The sequence below is a fragment of the Vicinamibacterales bacterium genome, assembly GCA_035699745.1.
In the GTDB taxonomy this organism is placed as follows: domain Bacteria; phylum Acidobacteriota; class Vicinamibacteria; order Vicinamibacterales; family 2-12-FULL-66-21; genus JAICSD01.
This window is the reverse complement of sequence record DASSPH010000058.1, coordinates 1-14,907: the sequence shown is the minus strand read 5'-3', so window position 1 is coordinate 14,907 and position 14,907 is coordinate 1. Positions and strand designations below refer to the sequence as shown.

Here is a 14,907-nt window from a genome sequence, read left to right as displayed (position 1 = left end):
GTTCGTCGGAATCGGCTGCGTCGGCCAGAGGACTTCGCCGGGCACGTCTGTCTTCGTCGGCACCGGCTTCTCTTCAATCGGCCAGATCGGCGTGCCGGTCGCGCGTTCGAACACGTAGAGATAACCGGTCTTGCCGGCCATGGCGACGACGTCGATATTGCGCCCGTCCTTGCGGATCGTCGTGAGCTGAGGAGCCGAGACGTTGTCGAAGTCCCACAAGTCGTGATGCACGTTCTGGAAGTGCCACAGCCGCTTGCCGGTGCGCGCGTCGAGCGCGATGAGGCAGTTGGCGAACAGGTTCTGCCCGACGCGGTCCGCCCCGTAGTAGTCGAACGTCGGCGAACCGGTCGGGAAGAACGCGATGCCTCGCTCGGCGTCGACGGAGACCTCCCCCCACGTGTTCGTGCCGCCGATGTACTTGTACGCGTCTTTCGGCCAGGTCTCGTAGCCGAACTCGCCGGGCCGCGGCACGGTGTGGAACGTCCACACGAGCCGCCCGGTGAGCACGTCATACGCGCGGATGTCCCCGGGCGGCGACATGTAGCCTTCGCCGGTCGCGCTGCCGACGATGACGAGGTTCTCGAAGACCTCGCCGGGAATCGTCGACTGGATGTTGCCGATACTCTCCGGGTCGCGCCCGTCGAGCCCGGCGCGCAGATCGACGACGCCGTTGGTGCCGAACGACATCACCGACTTCCCCGTTCGCGCATCGATCTCCTGGAGCAGGCTGTTCATCGCGAAGATCAGGCGCTGGTCGCGGCCGTCGGCGCTCTCCCAGTAATGCATGCCGCGGCTGGTCATGCCGGTCATGCTTTCGCGCACCCAGCGCTCCGTCCCGGTCGCGGCGTCGAGCGCGACCAGCGATCCATTGCGGCCGCGGCCGTAGATCACGCCGCGCACGACGATCGGGCTGCTGCCGGCGTCGCCGAAGGGATAGGTCCATGCCACCTCCAGCCTGCCGACGTTGCCGCGGGTGATCTGTTTCGACGGGAAATAGCGCGAGTTGTCCGCGCCGCCGCCATAGCCGGTCCACCACCTGTCCGGCCACGGCTGCGCCGTCGTGGTCACGACGGCGGCGACGTACGCCATGAGAGCGGCGCACACCGGCAGGAACGGCCGCCGCGCCGCGATCCTCTGTGACATGCCGCGGCATTATAGCCGCGCCGCCCGCGATGTTGCGCCATGCGCAACACGCTTTGCAGATTTTCACGCCGCGGCGAGCCATTGCGGGTAGGATAGCGGCCGATGAAGCCTGCCCATCCCGCCCGCGTGTGTTGTGCCCTGCTGCTCTCGCTCGTCGCCGCCGGACGCGCGGAGCAGACGCCGTACGAGCGCATCATCGCGCCCGGAGAGCGGCCGACGAAGCTCGCCCACGGGTTCACGTTCGCCGAAGGGCCGACGTGGCTGAAGGGGAAGCTGTATTTCTCCGACATGTGGTTCAAGAATCCGGCGGCGGGCGACTGGACCGGCAGCCCTGAACGCAGCCGGCTGATCGTGATGGAACCCGACGGCCGCTATCGGGTGCTCGCGCACGGCATGCAGTCGAACGGCACCATCGCCGCGCGCACGGGGAACCTCATCGTCTGCGACATGTTCGGCCACCGGGTGATCGAAGTGGATCCGGCGAACGGCCACGTGCTGCGGGTGCTGCTCGACCGCATCAACGGCCGTCCGATCGACGGCCCCAACGATCTGGTGATGGATGCCAGGGGCGGGATCTACGTGACGGATCCGCAGTTCACGCCGGACGAGAAGAAATCGCAGCCGGGCAAGCAGGTGTACTACATCGCGCCCGACGGCGCCGCCCGCGTCGTCATCGGGCCGGGCGAGTTCGCCATGCCGAACGGCGTCGAGATCTCGCCCGACGGCAGAACGCTCTACGTGAACAACACCTGGCAGCAGCCCGGCGGGAATGCCGTCTGGGCGTACGACATCGCGCCCGACGGTTCGCTGTCGCACAAACGCCGGTTCGCGGTCCTCGCGCTGAAGCCGGAAGTGCTCGACGCGCCGAATCCCTCCGACCGGTTCGATTCCGGGGCGGACGGATCGGCCGTGGACACCGACGGACGGTATTACGTGGCGACGAGAACCGGCGTGCAGATCTTCCTCCCCGACGGCACCGCCGCGGGCACGATTCGGCTGCCGCAGTACCCCATCAGCATCACCTTCGGCGGCCCGCAGGACAGCGTGCTCTACATCGTCGGCGAATCGTCCGTCTGGTCGATCCAGACCAAGGCCCACGGGTTCCGCCATCCGTCCGGGATGAACTGAGGTCGGACCATGAGACACGCCCTGCCGTTCCTCGTCGCCGCCGCCGCGCTGATCCACGTCAGCGCGCAGAGCCCCGCCGCGCCGGCCGCGCTCGCCCAGCGAATCGTGCACACGGATCCGGCGGCGTTCCGATCGTTGACCGCGGTCCACGGCGGCGCGGGCAGCATGTCGTTCACGGCCCTGCTCGGCCGCGGCGCGCTGACGCCGGAATTCAACTTCCTGCATCGCGGCGTGATCCCGCCGGGGGCCGGCATCGGCCATCACTTTCACAACGTGGTCGAGGAGATGTTCGTGATCCTCGACGGCGAGGCGCAGTTCACGATCGACGGACGGACGGCGACCGTGAAGGGACCCGCCGGCGTGCTCTGCCGTGCCGGCCACTCGCACGCGATCTATAACGCCGGCACGGCGCCCGTGCAGTGGATGAACCTGAACGTCTCGCTGGTCCCGGGCGTGTACGACAACTTCGATCTCGGCGACACGCGCGCCGGCGCGCCGCTCGACGCCATTCCCACGTTCATGACGATTCGCCTCGACAGGTCGCTGCTGAGGGCTCCGGGCGGCCGCGGCCGGGGAGCCGCCGTGCCCCCGCCGCCTCCCAACGCCGTCCTCTCGCGGCGCGCCGCCGGGCCGGCGATGTTCTCGACGTCGTGGTCCTACGTCGATCACCTGCTGGTGCCTCCCGGCGCGGCGACTCCCGACCTCGCGCACGACGCCGTCGCCGAGGCGTATTACGTGCTCGCCGGCGAGGGCACGCTGAGCCTCGCCGGAGTCGAGGGAACGGCGGCGGTTCGCGCCGGCGATGCCATCCCGGTCCGCCTCGGAGAGACGACGCGGTTCGCCGGCACCGGCTCGGTTCCGCTCGAGCTGTTCGTGATGGGCGTCGCCAGGGACATGGCGGCGAAGACGCAGCTCCTCACCGGCGCACCGCGCTGACCGGCGGCTCGAGAACCATTTCGGAGAGCGCGGTGCGAGCGGGCGTCGGGAGAGAGCGTGCAGGCAGTCCGAGGGGCAGAGCCCCCGCGGAAGAGAGTTGGAGGCCCATGTGAACAGAAGAGGAATCCTGCGGTCGGCGTTCGCCGCGGCAGCCGCGACACTCGCCGGCGGCCGATTCGGTCCCGTGCTCGGGGCGCAGACCAGACACATCAGGCTCTACGTCGAAATGGACGTCCCGGCGGGGCGCGAACGCGAGATGCTGGCGGCGTTTCACGACACGTTCGTTCCCGAAGCGGTCAGGCACGAGGGCTACATCCGGGTGAAGATGCTCAGGCGCCGCAGCATCCTTCAGGGCGCCGCGCCCGCGACGCACAACTACCGCTTCGAGCTGGAGTTCGAGAGCGAAGAGCTGCGGCAGAAGTGGATCGCGTCGGCCGGGCACCAGCGCGTGTGGCCGCTCGTCGAGCGGACGATGACGACGCAGAAGGACTATCCGGTCGTGCTCTACGACGAGGTCTGACGGGACGCGTCAGCTGGCGAGCGAGGCGGTGATGGCGCGGGCGGTCTTGCGGACTTCGGCCGCGGCGCGGGCGACGCCGCGGGTGTGAAGCCGCGTCAGCGGCGACGAGATCCCGACCGAGGCGACGATCTCCCCCTGCGGATCGCGGATCGGCGCGGCCACGCATCGCACTTCCTCGAGGTATTCCCCCTCGTCGAGCGCGAAGCCGTCGACGCGGACCTGCGCGCACAGCTGAGCGAGGCGCGTCACCGACTTCACGGTCATCCGGGTGTAGCCCTTCAGCGGCGCGCGCCCGAGCAGGTCGCGCAACGTCTGGAGATCGCAGTCGGCGAGCAGGGCCTTGCCGTGCGCGGTGCAGTGCAGGGGCGCGAATTCCCCGGTCTGCCCCGCCACCGAGACGATCTGCCCGGCGGGGATGTGGTGGTCGATGAAGAACACCTCCATCCCCTCGCGGACGGCGAAGTGGGAGGTCTCGCCGAGCGTCGCCGACAGATCCTGCAGATAGTGGTGGAAGAACGTGCCGAGCACGGTGCGCCCGTAGCGGCGTGACAGCCGCCATGCCGACGGACCGAGGATGTAGTCCTTGCTCCCCTTCGGATTGGCCAGAAACCGCCGCTGGCGCAGCGTGTTCGCCAGCCGGAAGACACTGCTGCGATCGATGCCGATCAGACCGGTCAGCTGCTTGAGCGGCACCGGCGCCGGAGACGCGGCGACCGCCTCGAGGATCGCCAGGCCGCGGTCGAGGCTCTGAATGGCAGGAGTGTCGTGCAGCGGTTTGGGGGTCATCTTCGGGGGATCGCGTCGTGCGGTAATGAGCATACCTCACGTCACGCCGCGGTGCTCCCGGCCGGGAGTTTTGTTGTTGTGCGGCGGCACAAACGGTGCTACCTTCCGGCGCGATCCGGGGCTCGACGCAACGGCTGTTTCACTATCCGCAACAACGGCCGCCCGCGGCGGGTTCACAGCCGGACGGTGAAGGAGAGCGCATGCAACGAACCTTACGGCTCTTCCTGTGTCAGTGCCTGGCGGCGGGACTGGCGCTCCCGCCGGGCGCGTCCGCGCAGGACACGCGCGGCAAGATCTCCGGGACGGTGCGCGACAGCGGAGGCGTGGTGCCGGCCGCCGCGGTCAAGATCACCAACACCGATACCGGCGTCAGCCAGACCCTCACGACCAACGCGTCGGGCTACTACGAGGCCCCCTTCCTGAACCCCGGCACCTACGCGGTCAGCGTCCAGATGCCCGGCTACAAGGAAGTGGTGCGCGACCGCATCACGCTCGGCGTCGGCGAGCAGTTGACGGTGCCGTTCACGCTGGAAGTCGGACAGGTCAGGGAGCAGGTGGTGGTCACGGCGGAGTCTCCCCTGCTCGACACCACGTCGCTCAAATCGGCGGCGCGGTTCGACGCCCACCTGGTCGAGAGCCTGCCGATGTTCTCGAACATGCCGATCACGCTGTCGCGCTTCTCGCCGGGCACCAACGTGAACGATCAGCAGACCCAGGTGTCGCAGGGGTATGTCGACAACACGTCGCTCTCGGCCGGCTCGGGTCTCGGCCTGCCCCTCGGCGGCACGCAGCCGACGCCGCCGAGTTTCGGCGGCAACAACTACACGCTGGACGGCGCGAACAACAACGGCAGCAGCCGCCGCATCGCCTCGTCGCCGAACTCCGACATGATCCAGGAGATGCGCGTCGAGTCGTCGAACTTCGACGCCGCCGTCGGCCACGGCCTCGGCCTGCAGATCTCGATGATGACCCGCGCCGGCACCAACAAGCAGCGCGGCACCGTGAACTACCAGTACTGGAGCAACCGGTTCAATGCGCTGACCGCGCAGCAGAAGCTCACGTTCGACGACCGCGCGAAACGCGAGTTCGACAAGGGGCGGTCGCACAACCTGTCGCTGACCTCCGGCGGCCCGGTGCGCATTCCCGGCATCATCGACGGGCGCGGCAAGCTCTTCTACTTCGCGAACTATTCGTACGCCAACGACGCGATCCCCGGGAAGATTCAGGGTTCGATTACCGTGCCGGCGAACGCGAAGCACCTGCGGGGGGATTTCTCGGATCTGCTGACGCTGCCCAATCCCGCGCAGTACCAGATCTACGATCCGCTCACGACGCGGCCCGATCCGGCGAACCCCGCCCGCATGATCCGGGATCCCTTCCCGAACAACGTCATCCCGCTGAATCGCATCTTCAATCCCGACGGCTCGTACCGGAGCCCGCTGATGGAGCTGTACTCGAAGCTGGTGCCGCAGCCGAACCAGAACTTCATCGAGAGCGGCCAGCAGCCCACCGGCAATTTCTACCAGGGCGGCCAGCCCGACTCGCCGAAGAGCCAGCAGTACGGCTTCCGTCTCGACTTCAATGCGACGGCGAAGGATCGATTGTTCTTCCGCAGCAGTGGTGTGACGTTCCTCGAGTACGTGAGCGACTGGACCTATCAGAATCCCGATCCGAAGCTGCGCATGAGCTCCGCCGACCGCTCGCGGTATCAGTGGTCGTATACCGGCACGTGGACACGCACCATGGGCGCAACCGTCCTCGATACCTCGGTCGCGACGAACCGCTTCAACCAGGTCGACAAGTTCCTCGGTCTGAGGCAGTTCAAGCCGACCGACGTCGGGCTGCCGTCGTACCTCGACGAGTTCTGCTCGGCGAACGGCGGCTGCACGCTGCCCGCGATCGGCATCGCCGGCTATCAGGGGATGGGCGGCGGCCTGGGGGACGGCGATACCGCCACGCACATCCAGGCGCAGTCGTCGATGACCTCGGTGAAGGGACGGCATACGCTGCACGGCGGCGTCGACGTCCGGCGCGCGCAGCGCGACCGGACCGGCGGCGGGAACCGCTCGGGGCAGCTCACGTTCGACCGGACCTACACGCGGCAGTTCAGCGACGAGAGCGCGCTCACGCCGAGCAACCTCGGACTGGCGCTGGCCGCGTTCGAGCTCGGCCTGCCGACCTCCGCGTCGATCAACAACGAGCTGCCGTCCACCTTCAGCAACTACTGGACGGCCGCGTTCGCGCAGGACACGTGGCGGCTCGGCCGCCTCACCGTCAACGCCGGTCTGCGCTTCGAGTACGAGACCGGCGTGCGCGAAAAGCAGGGGCACATGATCGTCGGGTGGGACCCGTCGGCGAAGAACGCGATCACCGACGCCGCGCAGGCGGCCTACCTGGCGAGCGGGCTGCAGAACCAGCCCGGCATGCCGGCGACCCTCAACGCCCTCGGCGGCCCCGTGTACGCGGGTGAGTCCGGCGTCAGCCAGCCTGCCGAGGCGATGTGGATGCCCCGCGCGTCGGCGGCCTATCTCCTTGGCGAACGCACCGTCCTCAAGGGGGGCTACGGCCTGTACTACGACACGCTCACCGCCGCCGACTATTTCGCCGCCCAGGCGGGGTACAGCGTGACGACGACGTCGACCATCTCGGATGATCTGGGCCGCACGTTCAAGTGGGGGACGCCGGCGACCGGCAGCGCCAGCTTCGATCCGTTCCCCGTCCGCGCCGACGGCTCCCGCTGGGACCCGGTGTTCGGCGACACGCTCGGCCTCAACACCGTCCTGGGCGGCGCGCTCACCACCGAAAACGGCCAGCGCCGGCACGCGCGCCAGCAGCGCTGGCGCGTATCGATCCAGAGGGAGCTGCTGGCGAATCTCGGCCTCGAGATCGCCTACACCGGCGCCTTCAACGAGCGGCTGCCGATCAGCATCCGCGGCGATTACCTTCCCGAGCAGTACTGGGACGGCAGCAGCACGCGGAGCACGGCGGCGAACGCGTTCCTGACCGCCAACGTGCCGAACCCGTACTTCATCAACAACTTTACCGCGCTGCGGACCACCAACCCCGTGCTCTATCAACGGCTGGCCTCGAACCCGACCTTCTCGTCGTCCACCATCCAGCGGCAGCGGCTGCTGCGTCCGTTCGGCGCGCTGACGAACCTGACCTTCGCGAATCTGCCCATCGGCGAGTCGAAGTCGCATTCGCTCGAGGTGCAGGTGAATCGCCGGCTGACCAGCGGCCTGACCGGCTTCATGTCGTTCAACGTCAACTCGGTCCGCTACAACCGGACGGTCGAAGAGTACGATCGCGCGCCGACCCTGTGGCAGGGCAGCAACGACGCGCGGCCGTGGCGCCTCGCCGGCGCGGCCAGCTACGAGCTGCCGTTCGGCCGCCGCAAGCGGTTTCTCTCGGGCGGCGGCGTGGCGAGCGCGCTCGCGGGCAACTGGCAGATCTCCGGCACGTGGGAGTACCAGCCGGGCGCGCTCCTCGACTGGGGCGGCCAGAACATCTTCTTCTCGGGCAACCTCGACGACATCGCGCTGGACGACCCGACGCGCGATCGGTGGTTCAACATCGACGCCGGGTTCGAGCGCGATCCGGCGCGGATCCCGGCCGCGTTCCAGAAGCGCGCCTTCCCGTTCCGCATCGACGGCGTGCGCGGCATGCCGCTGACCTTCACGAACGTGTCGATCCTGCGCAGCTTCGGCGCCGGCACCGGCCGCACCTGGCAGGTCCGCTTCGACGCGCAGAACGTCTTCAACCGGCAGCAGTGGCTCGGTCCGACGCTGAACCCGACGAGCACGCAGTTCGGGCGCGTCACCAACGTCGCGCTGAATCAGATGCGGTTCTTCTCGGTCGGGCTGCGCGCCGCGTTCTAGCCGCTCGCGCAGATGGGCGACGCATCTGGAATCCATTTCGTACGGGAGGCGGCAACGATGAAGCGAGTTGTGATCGCGGCTGGCATGCTGGCGGCGCTGGGCGCGGGGCCCGCGTCGGCTCAGAGCACCGACGGATGCGTCCCCTCGGTGCTGAACATTCCCGAGGCGAAATACCCGTGCCTCTACCCCGACCGGCGGGCGCTGTTCCGCGTCGTCGCGCCTGACGCGCAGAAGGTGCGCCTGCGCATGGGGCCGGGCTTCGACATGACCAGGGGGCCGGACGGCATCTGGAGCGTCACGACCACGCCGCTCGTCGTCGGCTTTCATTACTACTCGCTGCAGATCGACGGCGCGGTGATCGCGGATCCGTCGACGCACACCTTCTTCGGGTCGGGCTGGCAGAACAGCGCGATCGAAGTGCCCGCGCCCGACGCGGCGTTCTACGAGCACCAGAACGTGCCGCACGGCCGTGTCAGCCAGCACTGGTACCACTCCAAGGTCACGGGCAAGTGGCGGCGGGCGTTCGTCTACACGCCGCCCGATTACGACACCGCGCGAAAGAGCTATCCGGTGCTCTACCTGCTGCACGGGTGGGGGGAAGACGAAACCGGATGGCACCGGCAGGGACACGTGGAGGACGTCCTCGACAACCTGATCGCGGCGAAGAAAGCGACGCCGATGATCGTCGTTATGGACAACCTCAACGCGGTGAAGCCCGGCGAGAGCGCGACGCTGTTCGCGGCGCGCGGCCTGGTGCCGCCGCCGTCCGACACGCCGCCCGCGCCGCCGTCACGCGGCACACCCCCGCCCGGCGGCCGTGGCGCCGGACCAGGCGCGGCGGGCCGCGGCCCCGGCGGGCCGCTCGGCCGGCCCACCTACACCGAGATGATGTTCACCGACCTGGTGCCGATGATCGAGCGGACCTATCGCGTGCGCCCCGGCAAGGAGCAGCGCGCCATGGCCGGACTGTCGATGGGTGGGGCGCAGACCTTCGCCACTACCCTGACGAACCTGGACAAGTTCGCCTACATCGGCGGATTCAGCGGCAATTGCGGCGGCTTCGGGCGCGGCGGCGACGCGCCGGACATGAAGGCCATCTGCGGGGGCGCCTTCGCGGACCCGGCGGCGTTCAACGCCAAGGTGAAGCTGCTCTTCCTCGCCATCGGCCAGGCGGAAGGCCCCGGGACGAAGAACTTCAGCGACGCGCTGACCGGGGCCGGCGTGCGGAACGTCTTCTTCGAGTCCCCGGAAACGGCGCACGAGTGGCTGACCTGGCGCCGGGCGCTGCACGACTTCGCCCCTCGACTGTTCAAGTAGCGAATGCGCTAATCTGTCACCATGAATCGCAGAGAATTCATCGGCAGGAGCGCGGCGGTCATCGCCGCGTCGCGGTTGTCGCGCTACGAGACGCTCGCCTCGCAGATTGGCGCCAACAAGCGCGTCGGCATCATCGGCTCGGGCTGGTACGGGAAGTCGGATCTGCTGCGGCTGGTCCAGGTCGCGCCGGTCAACGTGGTCTCGATGTGCGACGTCGACAGCCGGATGCTGAACGACGCCGCCGATCTCGTCGCCACCCGCCAGGTGTCGAAGCAGCGTCCGCGCCTCTACGGCGACTGGCGCAAGCTGCTCGCCGAGAAGGATCTGGACATCGTGATCATCGACCCGCCGGATCACTGGCACGCGCTGCCGATGATCGAAGCCGCCAGGGCGGGAATGGACATCTGGGTGCAGAAGCCCGTCTCGGTCGACGTCGTCGAAGCACAGGCGATGCTGGCGGCGGCGCGAAAGTACAAGCGGGTCGTGCAGGTGGGGATGCAGCGGCGGAGCACGCCGCACCTGGTGACGGCGCGCGACCGCATCATCCGCGAAGGCAGACTGGGCAACATCGCCTACGTCGAGATCTACTGCTACTACCACATGCGCGCCAGAGGGAATCCGCCCGACGCCGCGCCGCCGCCGGAGCTCGACTACGAGATGTGGACCGGGCCGGCGCCCATGCGGCCCTTCAACAGGCTGACCCACCCGCGCAGCTGGCGCGCCTTCATGGAATACGGCAACGGCATCGTCGGCGACATGTGCGTGCACATGCTCGACATGGTCCGGTGGATGATGGACTTGCCGATGCCCACCCGGATCATGTCGACGGGCGGCATCTTCGTCGACAAGGCGAGCCGGGCGAACATCACCGACACGCAGGAGGCGACGTTCGAGTTCCCCAATCTGCGCGTCGTGTGGACGCACCGTTCGTGGGGGGATCCGCCCGGACCGCGGTTCCCCTGGGGCGCGATGTTCTTCGGCGACAAGGGGACGCTCGAGGCGAGCGTGATGGGCTATACCTTCACGGAGGCGGGCAAGAAGGAGCCGGCGATCAAGGAAGACGTGGTCTACGAGTTCGAACAATACCCCGAGGACCGGACCGAGAAGGATCTGGAACGTCACGTGGCGCCCGCGATCCGCGCGCACATGAAGAACTTCCTCGAGTGCATCGAATCGCGGCAGAAGCCGGTCTCGGACATCGAGCAGGGCTACATCTCGACCGCCGCCTGCATCCTGGCCAACCTCTCGATGCAGCTTGGCCGTGCGATTCACTGGGACCACGCGAAGGGTGAAGTCATCGGCGACGCCGAAGCCAACAGGCTCCTGCGGCGTCCGTATCGGGCGCCGTGGGTACACCCCACGCCGGGGAACGTCTAGCGTCGTCCGCGCAGCATCGCCGGGACAAGCCCGCAGGAATCAATGTGAGTTCGCATGGCTCTGTCTGAATCCGGAGCTTCGGACCCTGACGAGCGGCGCGCTGCATCCCGAGTCAGAACGCTGGCACTGGCCGGCGTCGGCGGCCCGGTGCTGTTCGCGACGCTCGTGATCCTGCAGGGACTGCTGATCCCTGCGTACAGCCATGTCAGGCTGCCAATCAGCGCACTCGAGGCGTGGCCGACCGGGTGGATCCAGAGACTCAACTTCTACGTGGTTGGCCTGCTGAACCTGGCATTCGTCTGCGGCATGCACCTGGGCGTTCAACCGGCGCGGCGCGGTGCTCTCGGGTTTCCCCTCCTGGTGCTCGGCGCCGTCGGCATCGTGTTGGCTGGCCTCTTCCCTTGGGTGATGGTCAATGGCGTCCCCACCGAGACGCCGCCCCACGTCGCCGGCGCCGTCACGACCTTCGCCGCAACCGGACTCGGATGGCTGACGTTCTCGCGCCGTATGCGCGCGGATCCTGATTGGCGCGACCTGTCGGCATACACGATGGCCACCAGCGTCGGCATGCTGGTGCTCTTCATCGCGCTCGGCTTCTTTGCCGTCGACGATGGGACGCCGCTCCATCCCTGGGCCGGGCTGCTGCAGCGAGTCCTGTGTGCGGTCTGGTTCGCCATGCTCATCGTGCTGGCGATTCGCCTGCGTCGAATCACCCGGTGAACACGCCGTCCTTCATGATTGGAGCGCCTTCCTGCCGGCGGCGAGCACCTCGAGGATGGTGCCGACGTCGAAGACGCTGCCGCCCCACGGACCGCCGCTGACGTCCTGCAGCGCGGCCCAGAGCCGCGTGTCGTCGGGCAGCAGCGGATCCGGCGCGAGATCCGGCCGCGGGGAACGCGCCGCGAGAATGCGGGCCCCTTCGTCTTCGTGCACGGGGACGCCGTGTTCGCCGATCAAGTCCACCGACCCGGTGAGGTCGATGCGATTGACGATGATGCGAACGACGTCGCCGTCGCGCAGCTTGCCGATGGGCCCGCCGGCGAGCGCCTCCGGTGAGACGTGGCCGATGCACGCGCCGGTCGAGACTCCGCTGAAGCGCGCGTCGGTGACCAGCGCGACGTGGCGGCCGAACTCGAGGTATTTCAGCGCTGCCGTGAGCTGATACGTTTCCTCCATGCCGGAGCCCATCGGGCCTCGGCACGCCAGCACGAGCACGTCTCCCGCCTTGATCCCGCCCTGCTTGATCGCCGCAATCGCCGCCGGCTCGCTGACGAACACTTTCGCGGTGCCGGTGAACCGGTAGGTGCCGTCGGGATCGACGACGGAGGGATCGATCGCCGTGCTCTTGATCACCGCGCCGTCTGGAGCGAGGTTGCCGAAGACGACGCTGAAGGTCGGCGTCAGCCCGCGGGCGGCCGCCACCTCCGGCGCCATGATCACCTCGTCGGGATCGATGCCGTCGATCGCGCGCAGGCGCGCGCGCAGCGTTTTCCGGCGCGCCGACGATTCCCATTGGTCGAGCTGCGCGCCCAGCGTCGTCCCACTTGCCGTCAGCACGCCCGTCTCGAGCAGCCCCGCCCTGCGCAGGTGCAGCATCACTTCCGGTGCGCCGCCGGCGAGGAACACCTGAATGGTCGCGAAGTGGCGCGGGCCGTTCGGCAGCGCGTCCACCAGGCGGGGAACGCGGCGGTTGATCGCGACCCAGTCCTGCGCCGTCGGCCGGCGCAGGCCGGCGGCGTGGGCGATGGCGGCGACGTGCAGGATGAGGTTCGTCGATCCCCCGAACGCGGCGTGCGTCACCATCGCGTTCCTGAGCGCGCCGTCGGTGAGGATGTCGCGCATCCTGATCCCGCGCGCGTCGAGGGCCATGAGCGCGCGGGCGGATCGCCGCGCCATGTCGAGCCAGATCCCCTGTCCTGACGGCGCGAGCGCCGAATGCCCGATCGCCATGCCGAGCGATTCGCCCACGACCTGCGACGTCGCGGCGGTGCCGAGGAACTGGCAGCCGCCGCCGGGGGACGCGCAGGCGCGGCAGCCCGCCTCCGCCGCCTCCTGCATCGTGATCTCGCGGTGCACGAAGCGGACGCCGATCGTCTGCACGCGGCCGGCATCCTCGCCCTCGATCGGCAGCAGCGTGACGCCGCCGGGGACGAGCACGGCGGGCAGGTCGCGGCTCGCGGCGAGCGCCATCATCATCGCGGGCAGCCCCTTGTCGCAGGTGGCGACGCCGAGAATGCCGCGCCGTGTCGGCAGCGATCGGATCAGCCGCCGGAAGACGATCGCCGCGTCATTGCGGTAGGCGAGGCTGTCGAACATCGCCGGCGTCCCCTGCGACCGGCCGTCGCAGGGGTCGGTGCACGCCGCGGCGAAGGGAATGGCGCCGGCGCGCGTGAACTCCTCCGCCGCCGCTTCCATCAGCAGTCCGACTTCCCAATGCCCGGTGTGGTACCCGAGCGCGACCGGGGTGCCGTCGGGCCGGCGAATGCCGCCGTGCGTCGAGAGGATCAGGAACTCGCGGCCGCCGAGCGCCGCCGCGTCCCATCCCATGCCGGCGTTCTGCGTCCACCCGAACAGGTCGCCGGACGGCCGCTCGCGCAGCATCTGCTCGGTGAGCGGCAGCGACCCCGCCGGACCGGCGGCGTGCGTCGGAACGTCGAGCAGAGCGGGATCGCTGGAGTCGTCGAAGGAGTTGGCCATGCGGTGCGTCGATTCAACAGTGAACGGCGAGGGGAATGCGATCGATGAGCAGCCGGGCGTGCGTGTCGAACAGGATCAGGTGCGGGCCAACCAACCGGTACTCGATGCCGTCGGGCAGCCGTGGCAGCGCGGCAAGGACATTGGCCGGCATGGTCGCCAGCGGTGCGTGCGTCGGATACGTGTCATTGATCCCGATGCGAATCGGTCCGGGGTTGTCATCGAGCAGCGCCACGCAGGTGGGCACATCCGTCCGCGTCCGCAGCGCGTCCTTGAACGCCGCGCTCACGCCGCGCGTGAAGATGTCCCCTTCTCGCGCCGCCCGGCGCGCCGCCCGCAGCCGCTTCCCCAGCGTTCGGACCCGCTCTACGATCTCGCGCGCGTCGGCCGTCACCTGCAGCGGCGGCAGTCCGCGTTCGAGCTCGCGGCGCAGTTCGACGTAGGCGTCCACGCGCTGGCTGAAGTCGGAGGACACGTCGCCCCAGATCTGGACTCGGAAGTCCGGCGGCCGCTGAACCGGCGCTTGACGCGGTCTCGCGGCAGCCCCTCCCGCCGACAGGAGCAGGAGCGCAGCCAGGGCGGCAGGCGCACGTCGCGCAGTCATGGACGTGTCTAATATCGCACGCGCCCGCAGCTCCGCGTAAATGCGGCGTCCATCGGCGCTGATTCCGGAGGACGCCGCCCGGCCGGATCACGGCCGCGGCCGTGAGCGAAGCGGTCCACAGTGGTGTCCAACGAGCAGGTGCCCGCCGTGTCGCCGATCGAGTCGAGGAGGACGAACCTGCCACGCAAGCGAGCAGCGCTCGGCGCGGCGTGCCTCGTCGCAACCCCGCTCTGCCTCAGCTTCCCTGCCCTGCACGGTTCGTCGCGCGAAGTCCGCGGCGATTCGCAGAGCTCCCGAGCCTCACGTGCAGGGAGCCCTGTTCGCCCTGGCGTCTGCAACGCCGAAGCCGGGAAGCTCCTGGGGCAGAAGGCGCTGCGAATCAGCCGGTCGGTGCGCGCACCGCGGAAGATTCGCGATGTGCGACCGACCTACCCCGAAGTGCCGCCCGGCACCACTGGACGCGGCATGTGGATGGGCGAAGCGCTGATCGACAACGCCGGCAAGGTCGTTCGCGTGTGGCCGAT

General features: G+C 68.7%; 11 protein-coding genes. 7 read left to right on the top strand and 4 right to left on the bottom strand.

All coding sequences use genetic code 11. The features are described 5' to 3' along the window. Positions 1-1,143: PQQ-binding-like beta-propeller repeat protein (locus VFK57_12830; GenBank protein ID HET7696590.1), on the bottom strand; the 1,143-nt coding region annotated here is incomplete at its 3' end. Positions 1,144-1,245: 102 nt separating this feature from the next. Between VFK57_12830 and VFK57_12825 the strand changes: the two genes are divergently transcribed. From VFK57_12825 to VFK57_12815, 3 genes are all read left to right on the top strand, one after another. Then, positions 1,246-2,271 carry an SMP-30/gluconolactonase/LRE family protein gene (locus tag VFK57_12825; GenBank protein HET7696589.1) on the top strand — a complete coding sequence of 342 codons (1,026 nt, stop codon included), beginning with the start codon at positions 1,246-1,248 and terminating at the stop codon, positions 2,269-2,271. Between the two features lie 9 nt (positions 2,272-2,280). After that, positions 2,281-3,207 (top strand): cupin domain-containing protein, encoded by a 927-nt coding sequence (locus VFK57_12820; GenBank protein HET7696588.1) that lies wholly within the window; start codon positions 2,281-2,283, stop codon positions 3,205-3,207. Positions 3,208-3,316: 109 nt separating this feature from the next. Then, positions 3,317-3,727 (top strand): hypothetical protein, encoded by a 411-nt coding sequence (locus VFK57_12815; GenBank protein HET7696587.1) that lies wholly within the window; start codon positions 3,317-3,319, stop codon positions 3,725-3,727. 9 nt (positions 3,728-3,736) lie between these two features. Here VFK57_12815 and VFK57_12810 read toward each other — a convergent pair whose 3' ends face one another. After that, complete coding sequence (locus VFK57_12810; GenBank protein HET7696586.1) at positions 3,737-4,513, bottom strand: IclR family transcriptional regulator; 777 nt, start codon at positions 4,511-4,513, stop codon at positions 3,737-3,739. A gap of 200 nt (positions 4,514-4,713) precedes the next feature. On the opposite strand from VFK57_12810, the gene VFK57_12805 reads away from it, so the two are divergent. The 4 genes from VFK57_12805 (at position 4,714) to VFK57_12790 (ending at position 11,805) form a co-directional block, all read left to right on the top strand. Continuing rightward, positions 4,714-8,391, top strand: a complete 3,678-nt coding sequence (locus VFK57_12805; GenBank protein HET7696585.1) for a carboxypeptidase-like regulatory domain-containing protein — start codon at positions 4,714-4,716, stop codon at positions 8,389-8,391. A 57-nt stretch (positions 8,392-8,448) separates the two neighbouring features. Beyond that, positions 8,449-9,708, top strand: a complete 1,260-nt coding sequence (locus VFK57_12800) for an alpha/beta hydrolase-fold protein (protein ID HET7696584.1) — start codon at positions 8,449-8,451, stop codon at positions 9,706-9,708. A gap of 21 nt (positions 9,709-9,729) precedes the next feature. After that, entirely contained in the window at positions 9,730-11,085 is a 1,356-nt protein-coding gene (locus tag VFK57_12795) for a Gfo/Idh/MocA family oxidoreductase (GenBank protein HET7696583.1), read from the top strand. Between the two features lie 147 nt (positions 11,086-11,232). Next, entirely contained in the window at positions 11,233-11,805 is a 573-nt protein-coding gene (locus VFK57_12790; GenBank protein ID HET7696582.1) for a DUF998 domain-containing protein, read from the top strand. Between the two features lie 12 nt (positions 11,806-11,817). Here VFK57_12790 and VFK57_12785 read toward each other — a convergent pair whose 3' ends face one another. After that, positions 11,818-13,782: a YjhG/YagF family D-xylonate dehydratase gene (locus VFK57_12785; GenBank protein HET7696581.1), complete on the bottom strand. Its 1,965-nt coding sequence runs from the start codon at positions 13,780-13,782 to the stop codon at positions 11,818-11,820. A gap of 13 nt (positions 13,783-13,795) precedes the next feature. Next, the gene (locus tag VFK57_12780) at positions 13,796-14,383 is read right to left on the bottom strand and encodes a hypothetical protein (GenBank protein HET7696580.1); all 588 of its coding nucleotides are present in this window, start codon (positions 14,381-14,383) and stop codon (positions 13,796-13,798) included. Positions 14,384-14,907 lie beyond the last annotated feature (524 nt).